Origin of the sequence: Streptomyces sp. NPDC004284 (assembly GCF_042874035.1) — a bacterium.
In the GTDB taxonomy this organism is placed as follows: domain Bacteria; phylum Actinomycetota; class Actinomycetes; order Streptomycetales; family Streptomycetaceae; genus Streptomyces.
Window position 1 is genome coordinate 13,383 of sequence record NZ_JBIAMJ010000014.1, and the last position, 15,482, is coordinate 28,864.

Sequence of the window (15,482 nt, forward strand, 5' to 3'; positions counted from 1 at the left end):
AATTGACGCGGGGTCTTGACCGGGAAGGCCCGCGTTCCTAGTTTGTGGCAACGCAGAATTCGAGAGTATTTCGAAAAATTTTCGGGCACATATCGGCATCCCTCACCCCGGAGGTCCCATGGCCAGCACCCTCCCGAGCCGACGAAGCTTCCTGGCGCTCTCGGGCTTGACCGCACTGTCCGTCTCCCTGACCGCGGCCTGCGGATCCGGCGGTTCCGGCGCCGGGCCGGCGGCCGACGGCAAGGTCACCCTGGAGTGGTGGAACATCGCCACGACGGAACCGGGCAAGTCCCTCTTCCCGCAGATCTCCTCGGCGTTCACGAAGGGCCACCCGAAGATCGCGATCAACACGACCTCGCTGGAGAACGAGGCGTTCAAGTCCAAGCTGACCGCCACCACCTCCTCGGGCAAGCTCCCCGACGTCTACCAGACCTGGGGCGGCGGAGTGCTCCAGCAGCAGGTCGAAGCGGGCCTCGTCGAGGACCTCACCGACCTCCTCGACTGGTCGTCCCGGCTCACCCCGGTGTCGCTCCAGGCCTACCAGTTCGGGGGCCGGACCTACGGAGTGCCGTACGACATCGGCATGGTCGGCTTCTGGTACAACAAGAAGCTCTTCGCCGAGGCCGGGATCACCGCCCCGCCGGCCACCTGGGCCGAACTCCTCGAAGACGTCAGGAAGCTCAAGGCCGCGGGCATCACCCCGATCGCCCTGGCGGGCAAGGAGAAGTGGCCCGGCCACTACTACTGGGCCTACCTCGCCATGCGCGTCGCCGGCCTCCCCGCCCTGCAGAAGGCCGCGGCCACCAAGGACTTCACCGGTGCCGGCTTCGTCCGGGCGGGCGTCCACCTCAAGGAGCTCGTCGACCTCCAGCCGTTCCAGCCGGGCTTCCTCGGCGCCGGCTACGCCACCCCGGGCGGCCAGGCCGCGACCATGGGCAACGGCAAGGCCGCCATGGAGCTGATGGGCCAGTGGGGTCCGTCGGTGCAGAAGGACGCGGGCGCCGACCTCGGAGCGGACCTGGGCTTCTTCCCCTTCCCGACGGTCGACGGCGGTGCGGGGCGGGCGACCGAGGTGTTCGGCGGCGGCGGTGGCTTCGCGCTGCGCAAGGGCGCCCCGAAGGAAGCGCTGGACTTCCTGAGGTTCTTCGTCCTGGACAACGAGTCCGAGCTGCTCGCCTCCAACGGCTACCTGCCGGTGGTCAAGGGCGCGGAGAGCCGGCTCACCGACGCCAACAAGAAGGTGGTGGCCGAGAGCCTGGTCAAGGCGACGGGCTTCCAGCTCTTCCTCGACCAGGCGTACCCGCCGGCGGTCGGCCAGGAGGTCAACGACAGCGTCGCCGACCTCATGGCGGGCAAGAAGACGCCCGAGCAGGTCACCGCGTCGATCACCGAGGCTGCGAAGAGTGCCTAGCTCCGTCTCCGCCCTGACGAAGGAGCGCACGAAGGAGCGCACGGAGGAAGCCGCTCCCGCGCGCCTGCCGCTCCGGGCCCGGTCGGGCACGCGCCGTTGGGCGGCCTGGGCGTCGGTCGCCTGGTTCCTCGTCCCGGCCCTCGTCCTCTTCCTCGTCTTCGTCCTCGCCCCGATCGTCGTCGCGGTCTGGACCGGCTTCTTCAAATGGGGCGGGATCGGCCCCATGGACGAGTTCGTCGGCTTCGGGAACTACACCAGGCTCTTCTACGACCAGGTCTTCCTCGGCGACCTGGGGCGCGGGCTCTACCTGATCATCCTGTCGATCACGGTGCAGTTGCCGTTCGCCCTGTTCACCGCGGTCCTGCTCAACCAGAAGCTCCGCGGCCGGGCCGTCTACCGAATGCTGTTCTTCGCGCCGTACATCCTCTCCGAGGTGGTCACGGCGGTCCTCTTCACGATGATCTTCCTGCCCGGTGCCGGCATGGCCGACCACCTCGCCGGCCTCCTGGGCCTGGAGGGCTTGCAGGGCAAGTGGCTCGCCGATCCCTCGACGGTCGTGCCGACCCTGTTCGTCGTCATGATCTGGAAGTACTTCGGCTTCCACATGATGCTGTTCCTCGCCGGGCTGCAGAGCATCCCGTCCGAGATCCTCGAAGCCGCCGCCATCGACGGCGCCGACGCCTGGCAGCGCTTCCGGCACGTGACGCTGCCGCTGCTCGGCCCGACGATCCGGATCAGCGTCTTCCTGTCGATCATCGGGTCCATCCAGCTCTTCGACCTCGTCTGGGTCATGACCGCGGGCGGGCCCAACCACTCCTCCGAGACGATGGCGATCGCGATGTTCCAGTTCGGGTTCAAGCGGTACCAGGTCGGCTACGCCAGCGCGATCAGCGTGGTGCTGTTCATGATCAGCCTCGTCTTCTCCCTCTTCTACCAGCGGTACGTGCTCCGCCGGGACCTGAGCGGCGCCGTCACCTCGGGAGGTGACCGATGAACGCCCGCCGGACGGTGCGCGGCCTGTCGCTGCACGCCGTGGTCTGGTCGATCGCCGCCTTCGTCGCCGTACCGCTGCTCTACGCGGTGATCTCCGGCTTCAAGAGCACCGCGGAACTGACGAACAACCCGTTCGGGCTGCCGGAGCACTGGAAGATCTCCAACTACACCGGAATTCTCGGCGACGGCATGTTCTGGCGGCAGATCGCCAACAGCGCGGGCATCGCGGTCGGCACGACGGTCTGCACGGTGGTTGCCTCCGCCATGGCGGCGTTCGTCCTGGCCCGCTATGCCTTCCGGGGCAGGGAGTTGTTCTACACGCTCTTCACGATCGGGCTGATGTTCCCGTTCGCGGTGGCCGTCCTGCCGCTCTTCCTGATGCTGCGCACCTTCGGTCTGCTCGACAACCCGCTCGGGGTGATCCTTCCGCAGGCGGCCTTCGGGCTCCCCATGACGATCGTCATCCTGCGCGGTTTCTTCCGGACCATCCCGGCGGAGATCGAGGAGGCCGCCGTCATGGACGGCTGCGGCAAGTTCCGCTTCTTCTGGAAGATCCTGCTGCCGATGGCGCGTCCGGCGCTCGGCACGGTCTCGGTGCTCGCGGTCGTCGCGAGCTGGAACAACTTCTTCCTGCCGCTGCTGGTGTTCAACGACCCGAAGTGGCAGACGATCCCGGTCGGCGTCCAGCAGTTCCAGGGCCAGTACTCGACCGACTACGCACTCGTCCTCGCCTACATCGTGCTCGCCATGGTCCCCGCCCTCGCCTTCTACGCCGTCGCCGAGCGCCAGCTGATCGGCGGCCTCACCGCGGGCGCCACCAAGGGCTGACCCGCGGGCGCCACCAAGGGCTGACCCGTCCCGCGCGACCTCCACCCCCCCCCGAGGAGACCCCGTGAAACGCCTGGCCGTACTGACCGCCGCATTGTTAGCGCTAACATCGCAGGCCGCCGCCGATCCGGCGCGACCCGCCGCCGACCCCGCCCGGCCCACCGTCGACTTCCGCGCCGAGCTCCAGCCCATCGACGGATTCGGCTTCTCGATGGCCTTCCAGCGGGCCGACCTGCTCCACGGCGCGCGCGGCCTCGGCCCTGAGAAGCGGCGCGAGGTGCTCGACCTGCTGTTCGGCAAGGAGAAGGGCGCGGGTCTTTCGATCCTGCGCCTGGGCATCGGGTCGTCGACCGACAGGGTCTACGACCACATGCCGACGATCCTGCCGGCCGATCCCGGCGGCCCGGACGCCCCTCCGAAGTACGTCTGGGACGGCTGGGACGGCGGCCAGGTATGGCTCGCCAAGGAGGCCAAGGCGTACGGCGTCGAACGGTTCTACGCCGACGCCTGGAGCGCACCGGCCTTCATGAAGACCAACGGCAGCGAGAACAACGGCGGTGAGCTCCGGCCCGAATGGCGTCAGGCCTACGCGAACTACCTCGTCCGGTACGCCGAGTTCTACCAGCGGGAAGGCATCGGGATCACCGACCTGGGGTTCACCAACGAACCCGACTGGACGGCGGCCTACGCCTCGATGCGCTTCACCCCGCAGCAGGCCGTCGACTTCCTCAAGGTCCTCGGGCCGACCGTCCGCGCGTCCGGACTGAAGACGCGGCTGGTCTGCTGCGACGCCGCGGGCTGGGACCGGCAGGCCGCCTACACCGGGGCCATCGAGGCGGACCCCGCGGCCGGCAGGGCCGTACGGACCGTCACCGGCCACCGCTACAGCGGTCCGACCGCAATCCCGCAGCCCACCGACAAACACGTGTGGATGTCGGAGTGGTCGCCGGACGGCACCACCTGGAACGAGAACTGGGACGACGGCAGCGGCTACGACGGTCTCACCGTCGCGGCCGACATCCAGAACACCCTGACCGTCGGCAACGCCAACGCCTACGTCTACTGGACCGGCGCGTCCCTCGGCGCGACCCGGGGGCTCATCCAGCTCGCCGACCCCGGTGACGCCTACCGGGTGTCCAAGCGGTACTGGGCACTGGCCGCCTTCAGCCGGTTCATCCGCCCCGGCGCCGTCCGCGTGCCGGTCACGAACGCCGACCCGGAACTGCGCGTCACGGCCTTCCGCAACACCGACGGGCGCCGTGTGATCGAGATCCTCAACACCGCGACCACCGAGAAGTCCGCCGAGTTCGCCCTCCGCGGCGGACACGACCGGCACCCCGACGCCTACGTCACCGACGAGACCCGCTCGATCACCCCGGCCGACATCGTCTTCACGAACGGCACGACCCTCACGGCGACGCTCGCCCCGCGCGCGCTGACCACGATCGTCCTCGACTGAACCGTCCAGCGAACCGTCCCGCACCCGAGGAGCCATCCATGCTCAAGTCCCGGCATCTCATCGCCCTGTCCGCCGTCGTCTGCCTCGCGGCCGGCCTCGCCGCCGCGCCCGCCACCGCCGAACCCCGCCCCAGAACGCTCGCCGAACTGGCCGAGAGGCACCACAAGTACTTCGGCTCCGCGACCGACAACCCCGAGTTCACCGACGCCGCCTATCGGAGGCTCCTCGGCAGCGAGTTCGGCCAGACCACCCCCGGCAACGCCATGAAGTGGGAGACCACGGAACCCCGGCGCGGCGTCTTCGACTTCACCGCCGCCGAAGAGGTCATGGCCTTCGCCAAGGCCCACCACCAGAAGGTCCGCGGCCACACCCTCGTCTGGCACAACCAGCTCCCCGCCTGGCTCACCCGGGGCACCTGGACCGCCGCCGAACTGCGCGCCGTCCTCAAGAACCACATCCAGACGGAGGTCCGGCACTTCAAGGGCCGGGTCATCCACTGGGACGTCGTCAACGAGGCCTTCAACGAGGACGGCACCTACCGCGAGTCGCTCTTCTCCAGGACGCTCGGCCCCGGCTACATCGCCGACGCCCTGCGCTGGGCCCACGAGGCCGACCCGCACGCCAAGCTGTACCTCAACGACTACAACGTCGACGGGATCGGCCCCAAGAGCGACGCCTACCACACCCTGATCAAGCAGCTGAAGGCCGACGGCGTCCCGGTGGACGGCTTCGGCATCCAGGGCCATCTGGCGCTCCAGTACGGCTTCCCCGCCGACGTGCGGCAGAACATGCAGCGCTTCGCCGACCTCGGGGTCGAGGTCGCGGTCACCGAGCTCGACATCCGCATGAACCTCCCCGCGACCCCTTCGACGCTCGCCACCCAGGCCACCTGGTACGCCGACTACGTCAAGGCCTGCCTGGAGGTCGAGAAGTGCGTCGGCGTCACCGTCTGGGACTACACGGACAAGTACTCGTGGATCCCCTCGGTCTTCCCCGGTGAGGGCGCCGCGCTGCCCTACGACGAGAACCTGGCGCCCAAGCCCGCGTACCACGCGATCAGGAAGGTGCTGGGCGGATGATCAGCACGGCGATCGTCGGAGCGGGCGGGATCGCCGGCATCTGCCACGTTCCCGCCCTCCGGGCACAGGCGCACCGGGCCGAGATCGTGGCGGTCGTCGACGTGGACGTCGCGCGCGCCGAGGCGTTCGCGGCCGAGCACGGCATTCCCGCGGTCCACACCGACCTGCGCACGATGCTCGACGAGCAGCGCCCGGACATCGTGCACCTGTGCACGCCGCCGTACCTGCACGCCGAACAGGCCGTGACCTGCCTGGAGTCGGGCGCGTGGGTGTGGTGCGAGAAGCCGGTGGCCCTGTCGCTGGCCGAACTCGACCGGATCCAGGCCGCCGAAGGGCCCGCCGTCGCGGGTGCGGTGTTCCAGCACCGGTACGGCTCGGGGGCCCGGTACCTGCGCGACCGGATCGCGGCCGGGACCCTGGGCCGTCCCCTGGTCGCGCAGTGCGTCACGGCGTGGTACCGCGACGACGCCTACTACGAGGTGCCCTGGCGCGGCACCTGGCGGAGCGAGGGCGGCGGCCCGACGCTGGGCCACGGCATCCACCAGATGGACCTGCTGCTCCAGGTGCTCGGCCCATGGGCCGAGGTGCGCGCGATGGCCGGTCGCCTCGCCCGCGCCGTCCAGACCGAGGACGTGTCCGCGGCCCTGGTCCGGTTCGAGAACGGAGCCATCGCGACGGTCGTCAACAGCGTCCTCTCCCCACGCGAGGAGAGCTACCTGCGGTTCGACCTCGCCGACGCCACGGTCGAACTGCGGCACCTGTACGGCTACTCCAACGCGGACTGGACGTTCACCGCCGGGTCGTCCCACGCGAAGTGGGAGCCGCCCGACGACCTGCCCAGCTCGCACGCCGCCCAGCTCGCGGACCTCCTGGACGGCTACGAGGCCGGGATCCGGCCCGACCTCGGCAGATCCACCATGGAACTGGTCACCGCCCTGTACAAGGCCGCGATCACCGGCCTGCCGGTCCGGCGCGGAGAGATCGACGCGTCCGACCCGTTCTACGGCTCGCTCGACGGGGGACGCCCGGAGGTGTTCCGATGACGTTCGCACTCCTGGAGAACGAGGACTCGCTGATCGTCCGGGTCCGCGACGTCGACCTCTTCCGCTACGTGCACCGGCCGGTCATGGACCCCTTCGAGGCACCGAAGCCCTACCTGCACCCGGTGCGCACGCTCGCCGGCGACGTGGTCACCGGGTACCGGCCGCACGACCACCGCTGGCACAAGGGCGTCCAGATGACGGCGTCGTGGGTGTCGGGGCAGAACTTCTGGGGCGGCGGCACCTATCTGCGCGGCCGGGGCTACGTCGACCTGCCGAACCTCGGCACGATGCGCAGCCTCGCCGTGTCCGCCGAAACGGGCCACGACCGCGCCGTGATCACCGAGGACCTGGCCTGGCACACGAGGGCGGGGGAGCACTGGATCGACGAGCACCGCACGCTCACCGCACGTGACGTCGAGGCCGACTCCTGGACCCTGGAGGTCACCACCGCGCTGACCAACGTCCACGACGCCCCCCTGAGGTTCGGCAGCCCGGGCACACAGGGCAGAGAGCTCGCCGGATACTCCGGCCTCTTCTGGCGCGGCCCGCGCGCCTTCACCGGCGGCCGGGTGATCGGCCCCGCGATGGGCGAGAAGGGCGACTGGCTGGCCTTCATCGGCACGCACGACGAGGTCGACCGCTCCTCCACGCTCCTGTTCCTGGACGATCCGGACGCCCCCTGCCACTGGTTCGTCCGCAGCGAGCCCATCCCCGCCGTCAACCCGTCCCTGGCGTTCGACGAGGAACTGCCGCTGGCCCCCGGCGACACCCTGTCGCGCCGCTACCGGATCGTCGTGGCCGACGGCGCGTGGACGCCCGCGCGCCTGTCCCGCCACGTCGCGGAACACCCGTGGTGACCCCGCTCCCCGGCGGCGTGGGCGTCTCCGGTCTGACCGTGTACGACTGGGAGGCCGCCGACGGGCTGTGCGGGGGCACACCCCACATGCACCTCGTCTGCTCCGAGGCCTACGTCGTCATCGACGGCGCGGGCAGCGTCCAGACCCTCACCGCTTCAGGCTTCGCCGACACCCCGCTGCACCCCGGCGACGTCGTCTGGTTCACCCCCGGCACGATCCACCGCCTCGTCAACGCCGGCGGCCTGCGCCTCGTGGTGCTCATGCAGAACAGCGGACTCCCCGAGGCGGGCGACGCCGTCTTCACCTTCCCCGTTCCCGTGCTGGCCGATCCGCACGCCTACCGGGCGGCGGCCTCCCTGACCGGCGACCCCGCCACGGCGGCGCGCCGCCGCCGCGACCTGGCACTCGACGGATTCCTGGCCCTGCGCGAAGGCGGACTGAGGGAGTTCCACACGGCGGCCCACCGCCTGAAGAGCGACCTCCTCGACGACTGGCGCATCCGCTGGCGTGACGGCCCGCTGGCAGCGGCCGTCACGACCGGCCGTCAACTGGAAGCGCTGAAGGCCGGAGACCTCTCCCACCTCGGCCGGGGCGAAGTGTCACGGCTCCAGCGCCCGGATCGCCGACTCTTCGGCATGTGCGGCCGACTCCACACCTATCCCGTCCCCGACTCCCCGAAGGAGCACGCCTGATGCCGTCTCGCCATCGGCCACCGAACCAGCTGAAACGCCTGCTCGCCGTCCTCTCGCCCCTGCTGCTCCTGGCCGCCTCCTTCGGCGCCCAGCCCGCCGCCGCGGCCACCGTCGACACCAACGCCTGGTACGTGCTGGTCAACCGCAACAGCGGAAAGGCCCTGGACGTCTACAACCTGGCGACCGCCGACGGGGCCCGCATCACCCAGTGGGCCAGGAACGACCAGAACCAGCAGCAGTGGCAGTTCGTCGACTCCGGCGGCGGCTACTTCCGCATCAAGTCCCGCCTCTCCGGCAAGGTGCTGGACGTCCAGAACGGGTCCACCGCCGACGGCGGCGCGATCGTCCAGTGGACCGACCTGAACGGCACCGACCAGCAGTGGCGGCCGGCCGACAGCTCGGACGGCTACGTGAGGCTCATCGCGCGCCACAGCGGCAAGGCCCTCGAAGTGCAGGGCGCCTCCACCGCCGACGGCGCCAACGTCGTCCAGTACGACGACTGGGGCGGCACCAACCAGCAGTGGCAGCTCGTCAAGGTCGGCGCCGGCGACCCCGGCACGTGCGCTCTGCCGTCGACGTACCGCTGGACGTCGACGGGCGCGCTGGCCCAGCCCAAGCCGGGCTGGGCCTCGCTCAAGGACTTCACCGTCGTCCCCTACGACGGCAGGCAGCTCGTCTACGCGACGACGCACGACACCGGCACGAGGTGGGGCTCGATGAACTTCGGCCTGTTCGCCAACTGGTCGGACATGGCCTCGGCCGGCCAGAACACCATGTCGAGCTCCACCGTCGCGCCCACGCTCTTCTACTTCGCGCCGAAGAACATCTGGGTGCTCACCTACCAGTGGGGTGGGACCGCCTTCTCCTACCGGACGTCGAGCGACCCCACCGACCCGAACGGCTGGTCGTCGGAGCAGGTGCTCTTCTCCGGAAGCATCGCCGACTCCGGAACCGGGCCCATCGACCAGACGCTCATCGGTGACGGGACGAACATGTACCTGTTCTTCGCCGGCGACAACGGCAAGATCTACCGGGCCGGCATGCCGATCGGGAACTTCCCGGGCAGCTTCGGCTCGACCTCGACCGTGGTCATGAGCGACACGCAGAACAACCTGTTCGAGGCCCCGCAGGTCTACAAGCTCCAGGGCCAGGACCGCTACCTCATGATCGTCGAGGCGATCGGCTCGCAGGGCCGGTACTTCCGCTCGTTCACGGCCACCGGCCTGAACGGCTCATGGACGCCCCAGGCCGCGACCGAGGGCAACCCCTTCGCCGGCAAGGCCAACAGCGGCGCCACCTGGACCAACGACATCAGCCACGGCGAACTCATCCGCACCAGTGCCGATCAGACCATGACCGTCGACCCCTGCAACCTGCGGTTCCTCTACCAGGGCCGCGATCCCCACTCCGGCGGCGACTACGGCCTGCTGCCCTACCGGCCGGGTCTGCTGACGCTGCAGCGCTGACGACGCGACCCCGGTCCGGCTCCGGTGCGGAGCCGGCGCGGCGGGCCCGGCCGACGACCGGGCCCGCCCCCCCAGCGTGCGACGAGACATCGAACCTTCTACGTCAAGGAGCCACAACGACATGACGATCAACAGGCGTACGGTGATGGCGGCGGGCGCCGCCGGAGTGGCGGCAGCGGCCGTGGGGACGGCCCCGGCGTTCGCCTCGGGAGCCACGGAACGACCGGAACGACCGGAGGGAAAGCCGGCGAAGGAGCTGTTCGGCACGCTGCCCGACGGCACACCCGTCCACCGCTGGACGGTGGCCGCGGGGGGCACCCGGCTGCGCGTGCTGTCGTACGGCGGCATCGTCCAGTCCCTGGAGACACCCGACCGACGCGGCCGGTACGCGAATGTGTCGCTGGGCTTCGACAACCTCGACGACTACGTGGCGAGCAGCCCGTACTTCGGCGCGGTCATCGGCCGCTACGGCAACCGCATCGCGGGCGGCGCCTTCACGCTCGACGGCAGAACGTACCGACTGCCCGTCAACGACGACCCGAACAGCCTGCACGGCGGGGACAAGGGCTTCGACAAGCGGGTGTGGGACGTCGAGCCGTACGCGCAAGGGCCGGACACCGGCCTCACCCTGCGCCGCGTCAGCGCGGACGGCGAGATGGGCTACCCCGGCACCCTGCGCGTCCGGGTCGACTACGTCCTCACCCCGCGCGGCGACTTCCGCATCCAGTACGAGGCCACGACGGACAAGGCCACCGTCGTGAACCTCACCAACCACACGTACTTCAACCTCGCGGGCGAAGGCAGCGGCAGCATCCTCGACCACACCCTGAGGATCGCCGCTTCCCGTTACACCCCCGTCGGCCCCACCCTCATCCCGACCGGCGAACGCGCCGAGGTCGCGCACACCCCCTTCGACTTCCGCCACGGCAAGCCCATCGGCCGGGACATCCGTGAGGGGCACCCGCAGGTCGTCTTCGGCCGCGGCTACGACCACAACTTCGTGCTCGACAAGGGGCTCACCGACGCCCCGCGGCACGTCGTGACCGTCACGGAGCCCGTCCACGGCCGCGTGATGGAGATCGCGACCACCGAGCCGGGCCTGCAGTTCTACAGCGGCAACTTCCTCGACGCCACGCTGACGGGCACCTCGGGGAAGGCCTACCGCCAGGGCGACGGCTTCTGCCTGGAGACCCAGCACTTCCCCGACTCGCCCAACCAGCCGTCCTTCCCGTCGACGGTGCTCCGCCCGGGGCAGACCTACCGCTCGACGACGGTCCACTCCTTCGCCACCCGCTGATACGGCCGCTGTGGCCGAGTAGGGGCGTGGATGTCCTGTGTGAGACTGACGTCCATGTCGATCACCGCAACCGTCGTGGTACTGCTCATCGCCGTGCTCCACGTCTCCATCATGGTCCTGGAGATGTTCCTGTGGACCGGTCCGCGGGCCCGGGCCGCGTTCGGGACCAGTGTCGAGTTCGCCTCCCAGACGAAGGCGCTCGCGGCCAATCAGGGGCTGTACAACGGCTTCCTCGCGGCCGGGCTGGTGTGGGGTGTGGTGGCGTCCGACCCGGTGGGTTTCCAGGCGAAGGTGTTCTTCCTGGTGTGCGTGGCCGTGGCCGGTGCGTACGGTGCCGCCACGGCCAGCCGGAAGATCCTCTTCGTGCAGACCGTACCGGCGCTGATCGGCCTGGCACTGGTGCTGGCCGCCCACTGAGCGGCGCCGGCGGCACCGCGCTCGGCTCGGGTCAGGCGAGACCGAGCAGGGCGCGGACCCGGTCATGGGGGAGGGCCGGTGTGCGGTGCCCCCGGCGGCCGGTCATGGACGCGTTGGCGACGAGGGCGTTGAGCACCGCTTCCTCGACGCACTGCACGGTCGCTTCGTAGAAGGGGTCGATCCGGCCCCACGGGACGAAGCGGAGGTTGTCGTAGTCCTCTCCGGTCGGTTCCCCCTCGGGGAAGGTGCTGTTCAGGGCACCGGCGTTGGCGGTGGAGAAGGCGAGGAAGATGTCGCCGGAGAAGTGGCCGCCGCTGGTGCCGGTGCGGGCCAGGCCGAGGGCGGCGCGGCGGGCGAGGGCCTTGCACTGGCCGGGGAGCAGGGGCGCGTCGGTCCCGAGGACGACGATGACGGAACCCGCCCCGCCCGGTACGCGGCCGGGCGCACCTCCCAGGTCCCGCCGGAACCAGTCGTCCTCCTCCATCGGGTTGTCGTCGGGCAGGGAGCGGCCCACCGGCGTGCCGGCGACGACGAGTTCGCGCCGGTCGCCGAAGTTGGCCTGGACGAGGGCGCCGACGGTCCAGGTGTCCGGCCCGTACGCGACGGTACGGGAGGAGGTTCCCGAACCGCCCTTGAAGCCGTAGCAGTTCATGCCGGTGCCGCCGCCGACCGAGCCCTCCTCCAGCGGACCGGAGGCGGCCGCGTCGAGGGCGGCGACGGCGTGCTCGGGGCGGACATGGCGGCCGTTGATGTCGTTGAGGTAGCCGTCCCACGTCTCGGCGACCACGGGGAGCATCCACTGCGCGGCGAGCCGCGGACGGCTCTCGGCGACCCACTGGTCCACGCCGGCGTGGACCGCGCCGACCGCGTGGGTGTTGGTGAGCGCGATCGGCAGGTTGAAGCCGCCGGACTCCTCGATCCAGGTGGTGCCGGTCATCTCGCCGTTGCCGTTGAGCGAGTACCACCCGGCCGCGCAGGGCGTGCCGACCCCCTCACGGCCTCTCGGCAGCAGGGCGGTGACTCCGGTGCGTACGCCTTCGCCCTCGATCAGCGTGACGTGCCCCACCTCGACGCCGGGGACGTCCGTGATCGCGTTCCAGGGCCCGGGGGTGCCGTCGAGCGGAATGCCGAGGGCGCGCGCCCGGGGACGGCCGGAGGGAGTGTGGTGGGCGGGGACGGCCTCGGTCGTGCTCGGGGTGCTGCTGGGGGTCATGATGCGGGGCTCTCCGTGTGAGTGGCGGCCGGCCGCCCGGGTCCTGCGGAGGGATCGGCCATATCGTTAAAACGAGATTTAAGAACCCTCGCTCAAGGCTGTCAACAGATGACACCCGCTGTTTTAATGGGGGCGAGATGCGGTGAAGCGTGACCGTATGAGCGAGGAGGCAGTGTCGTGGGGCGCGGCGGAGGCAAGGGCAAGGAAGCCCGCATGGCGGAGCTCACCGAGGCGGTGGAGCGGGCACTCCTCGTGCGCGGGCTGGAATCCCTCCGGCTCCGGGACGTCGCGGAGGAAGCGGGCGTCACCCCGGCCGCGCTGCTGTACTACGGGGATCTGGACGCCCTGGTCCACGAGACGTACCAACGGGCCATCGAGCGCTTCGCGCGTGAACGCGAGGAGGCCGTCGAGGCCCACCCCGACGCGCGGGACCGGCTGCGCGCCTGCATCGACAAGGGAGTGGCGACCGGACCGGACGACACGCTCACGCGGCTGCTGTTCGAGTACTGGCCGCGCTGCCTGCGCGACGTCAAGGCCGCCACGCTCGACAGCTCCCTGACCGAGCGCCAGATCGCGATCTACTACGGCATCCTGCTGCTCGGCCAGGCCCAGGGGCACTTCACCCTCCAGGATCCGCCGCTGCAGCTCGCGGCCACCTTCCTCGCCCTGGAGGACGGCTTCCAGATGGAGGTCCTCGCGGGCCGCCGCTCCCGCGCCCAGGTGATCGCCGCCCTGCACGCCTACGTCCGGGCGGTCACCGGCTGGACGCCCTGAAGCCGGCTCGACACCGTCCCGCCCCGTACGCCGGCCTCCTCGGCGCGCCGCACGAGCCGAGGAGGCCGGCGTCGACGGCGTGAGCGTCCACGGCGTCGAGCGCCTCGGCGCCTGAAGGTCGAAGGCGGCTGAAGGCCGAAGGCGGCTGAAGGCCGAAGGCCGCTGCTTCGCGCCGCGCTGGCGGCCCGTCCAAGCCCCGTACCGGTAGCGCCCGCTGGGCGGGCCGTGCTCGGCTTGCTCTCGACGGGCCGCCTTGAGCCGTTCCCCTCCGCCGTATCTCGCCCTTCGTCGGCGGTCCGGTCGATCACGGCCGCCCGGTGGCTCTCCGTATTTGTGTTTAACGACAGAATCTCTGCCCTTGACGACGAGGTGGTCAGCTTCTTAAATCTCGGTTTAACAAAGCGTCTCCTGTGAGGAGCCTCCACCGTGACGCTCGATTCGAATGACACCGCTGCCGGACCGAGAGCCGGCACATCCCCCAGCCCCGTCAGCAAAGGTCTGCGCAGCGGCAGCGTGGGCCTGCTCGGTGTGGTCGCCCTCGGACTCTCCTCCACGGCGCCGGCCTACTCCATCGCCGTCACGCTCGGCCTGGTCACCATGACCGTGGGGCACCTCGCGCCCGCCGCGCTGCTGATCGGCTTCGTGCCGATCCTGCTGACGGCGTTCGCCTTCCGCGAGCTCAACCGGGACATGCCGGACTGCGGCACCACCTTCGTGTGGAACACCCGGGCCTTCGGCCCCTGGACGGGCTGGCTCGTCGGAAGCTGGGTGCCCACCGTGGCCACCCTCTTCGCCATGACCGCGCTCGCCCAGGTCAGCGCCACCTACCTGCTCTCCGTCCTCGGCCTCGACGGTCTGGCCGGCAACGACGCCGCCGTGACCGTCACGGGTCTGCTCCTGCTCGCCGGGGCGACCGCGCTGGCCCGCCGGGGACTGCAGATCGCCACCGGCATCCAGTACGCGCTGCTCGGACTGCAGCTCGTGGCGCTGTTCGGGCTCGGCCTCGCGGCCTTCACCCGGCCCGGCGCAGCCACGCCGTCGCTGTCCTGGCTCAACCCCTTCGCCTTCGACGGCGCCGGTCCGTTCGCCGAGGCGGTGCTGCTGTGCCTCTTCATCTACTGGGGCTGGGACGCGCTGATCACCGTGAACGAGGAGAGCAGCGACGCCGACCGCGTACCCGGCCGCGCGGTCCTGATCTCGACCTTCGTCCTCCTCGTCACCTACCTGTTCACCGCGTTCGCCGCCGTCGGCTATGCCGGGACCGGCACCACCGGCATCGGCCTCGGCAACCCCGACAACGCCACGGACTTCCTGGCGGCCCTCGCTCCGCCGCTGCTCGGGAAGGCGCTGGCGACCGTCGTCCAGCTCGCCGTCTGCGTCAGCGCCCTGTCCGCGATGCTCACCAGTCTGGTCGGCAGCGGCCGCGGCTTTCTGTCGATGACCACCCACGGGGCCCTGCCGGGGAGGTTCGCCCGCATCCACCCCCGCCACCGGACGCCCACCGTCGGCACCGTCTTCTTCGGCATCGCCACCGCCGTGACCCTGGTCGTCCTCAAACTGGCCTCGCCCCGCTTCCTGGGCGACGCCATCCTCTGCATCGGGCTCCTGATCGCCTGCTACTACGGAGCCACCGCCTTCGCCTGCGTCTGGCACTTCCGCCACCGCCTGCGCGACTCCGTACGCGACCTGCTGTTCAAGGGCGTGCTGCCGGCGCTCGGCGGACTGATGATGCTCGCCGCACTCGCCCGCAGCGCCTACGACACGATCGCCCCGGACTACGGCAGCACCTCCTTCCACGGCATCGGCGGCGTCTTCCTCCTCGGCGTCGGCGCCGTGGCCCTCGGGGTCCTCGTCGTCCTGCTGATCCGCGCCCGCTTCCCCCGCTTCTTCCGCGAGGGCAAAGCCTCCGTCGCCCCGCCGGCCACCACCGAATCCGCCCCGAACGAAAGCTGA

14 protein-coding genes are annotated in these 15,482 nt (G+C 70.4%); 13 read left to right on the top strand and 1 reads right to left on the bottom strand.

Annotated features, from left to right (window positions below; genetic code table 11):
• Positions 1-118 precede the first annotated feature (118 nt).
• The 11 genes from ACFYUS_RS28935 (at position 119) to ACFYUS_RS28985 (ending at position 11,542) form a co-directional block, all read left to right on the top strand.
• Positions 119-1,411, top strand: a complete 1,293-nt coding sequence (locus ACFYUS_RS28935) for an extracellular solute-binding protein (protein WP_388858295.1) — start codon at positions 119-121, stop codon at positions 1,409-1,411.
• Positions 1,404-2,405 (top strand): carbohydrate ABC transporter permease, encoded by a 1,002-nt coding sequence (locus tag ACFYUS_RS28940; protein ID WP_388858298.1) that lies wholly within the window; start codon positions 1,404-1,406, stop codon positions 2,403-2,405. Before ACFYUS_RS28935 ends, ACFYUS_RS28940 begins: the two co-directional genes overlap by 8 nt.
• Entirely contained in the window at positions 2,402-3,232 is an 831-nt protein-coding gene (locus ACFYUS_RS28945) for a carbohydrate ABC transporter permease (RefSeq protein ID WP_388858301.1), read from the top strand. Before ACFYUS_RS28940 ends, ACFYUS_RS28945 begins: the two co-directional genes overlap by 4 nt.
• Before the next feature lie 64 nt (positions 3,233-3,296).
• Complete coding sequence (locus ACFYUS_RS28950) at positions 3,297-4,691, top strand: glycoside hydrolase (protein ID WP_388858304.1); 1,395 nt, start codon at positions 3,297-3,299, stop codon at positions 4,689-4,691.
• 38 nt (positions 4,692-4,729) lie between these two features.
• Positions 4,730-5,770: an endo-1,4-beta-xylanase gene (locus ACFYUS_RS28955; protein ID WP_388858307.1), complete on the top strand. Its 1,041-nt coding sequence runs from the start codon at positions 4,730-4,732 to the stop codon at positions 5,768-5,770.
• Entirely contained in the window at positions 5,767-6,813 is a 1,047-nt protein-coding gene (locus tag ACFYUS_RS28960; protein ID WP_388858310.1) for a Gfo/Idh/MocA family protein, read from the top strand. The genes ACFYUS_RS28955 and ACFYUS_RS28960 overlap by 4 nt, the downstream gene beginning before the upstream one ends.
• Positions 6,810-7,670 (top strand): PmoA family protein, encoded by an 861-nt coding sequence (locus ACFYUS_RS28965; RefSeq protein ID WP_388858313.1) that lies wholly within the window; start codon positions 6,810-6,812, stop codon positions 7,668-7,670. The genes ACFYUS_RS28960 and ACFYUS_RS28965 overlap by 4 nt, the downstream gene beginning before the upstream one ends.
• The gene (locus tag ACFYUS_RS28970; RefSeq protein WP_388858704.1) at positions 7,667-8,362 is read left to right on the top strand and encodes a cupin domain-containing protein; all 696 of its coding nucleotides are present in this window, start codon (positions 7,667-7,669) and stop codon (positions 8,360-8,362) included. Before ACFYUS_RS28965 ends, ACFYUS_RS28970 begins: the two co-directional genes overlap by 4 nt.
• A complete protein-coding gene (locus ACFYUS_RS28975; RefSeq protein ID WP_388858316.1) occupies positions 8,362-9,828 on the top strand; it encodes a non-reducing end alpha-L-arabinofuranosidase family hydrolase in 1,467 nt (488 codons plus the stop codon). The genes ACFYUS_RS28970 and ACFYUS_RS28975 overlap by 1 nt, the downstream gene beginning before the upstream one ends.
• A 121-nt stretch (positions 9,829-9,949) precedes the next feature.
• The gene (locus ACFYUS_RS28980) at positions 9,950-11,125 is read left to right on the top strand and encodes an aldose epimerase family protein (RefSeq protein WP_388858319.1); all 1,176 of its coding nucleotides are present in this window, start codon (positions 9,950-9,952) and stop codon (positions 11,123-11,125) included.
• Positions 11,126-11,179: 54 nt separating this feature from the next.
• Positions 11,180-11,542 (top strand): DUF1304 domain-containing protein, encoded by a 363-nt coding sequence (locus ACFYUS_RS28985; RefSeq protein WP_388858322.1) that lies wholly within the window; start codon positions 11,180-11,182, stop codon positions 11,540-11,542.
• 31 nt (positions 11,543-11,573) lie between these two features.
• On the opposite strand, the gene ACFYUS_RS28990 is transcribed toward ACFYUS_RS28985, so the two are convergent.
• On the bottom strand, positions 11,574-12,755 hold the full coding sequence (locus ACFYUS_RS28990; RefSeq protein WP_388858325.1) for a P1 family peptidase: 1,182 nt from the start codon (positions 12,753-12,755) through the stop codon (positions 11,574-11,576).
• A 177-nt stretch (positions 12,756-12,932) separates the two neighbouring features.
• Between ACFYUS_RS28990 and ACFYUS_RS28995 the strand changes: the two genes are divergently transcribed.
• On the top strand, positions 12,933-13,529 hold the full coding sequence (locus tag ACFYUS_RS28995; RefSeq protein ID WP_388858328.1) for a TetR/AcrR family transcriptional regulator: 597 nt from the start codon (positions 12,933-12,935) through the stop codon (positions 13,527-13,529).
• A 426-nt stretch (positions 13,530-13,955) separates the two neighbouring features.
• Positions 13,956-15,482 (top strand): APC family permease, encoded by a 1,527-nt coding sequence (locus ACFYUS_RS29000; RefSeq protein ID WP_388858331.1) that lies wholly within the window; start codon positions 13,956-13,958, stop codon positions 15,480-15,482.

What these genes read in the sequence shown, in the direction of transcription:
- ACFYUS_RS28935 (WP_388858295.1), top strand. Translation starts at nt 119, where the DNA reads ATGGCCAGCACCCTCCCGAGCCGACGAAGCTTCCTGGCGCTCTCGGGC.
- ACFYUS_RS28945 (WP_388858301.1), top strand. Translation starts at nt 2,402, where the DNA reads ATGAACGCCCGCCGGACGGTGCGCGGCCTGTCGCTGCACGCCGTGGTC.
- ACFYUS_RS28955 (WP_388858307.1), top strand. Translation starts at nt 4,730, where the DNA reads ATGCTCAAGTCCCGGCATCTCATCGCCCTGTCCGCCGTCGTCTGCCTC.
- ACFYUS_RS28960 (WP_388858310.1), top strand. Translation starts at nt 5,767, where the DNA reads ATGATCAGCACGGCGATCGTCGGAGCGGGCGGGATCGCCGGCATCTGC.
- ACFYUS_RS28965 (WP_388858313.1), top strand. Translation starts at nt 6,810, where the DNA reads ATGACGTTCGCACTCCTGGAGAACGAGGACTCGCTGATCGTCCGGGTC.
- ACFYUS_RS28975 (WP_388858316.1), top strand. Translation starts at nt 8,362, where the DNA reads ATGCCGTCTCGCCATCGGCCACCGAACCAGCTGAAACGCCTGCTCGCC.
- ACFYUS_RS28980 (WP_388858319.1), top strand. Translation starts at nt 9,950, where the DNA reads ATGACGATCAACAGGCGTACGGTGATGGCGGCGGGCGCCGCCGGAGTG.
- ACFYUS_RS28985 (WP_388858322.1), top strand. Translation starts at nt 11,180, where the DNA reads ATGTCGATCACCGCAACCGTCGTGGTACTGCTCATCGCCGTGCTCCAC.
- ACFYUS_RS28990 (WP_388858325.1), bottom strand. Translation starts at nt 12,755, where the DNA reads ATGACCCCCAGCAGCACCCCGAGCACGACCGAGGCCGTCCCCGCCCAC.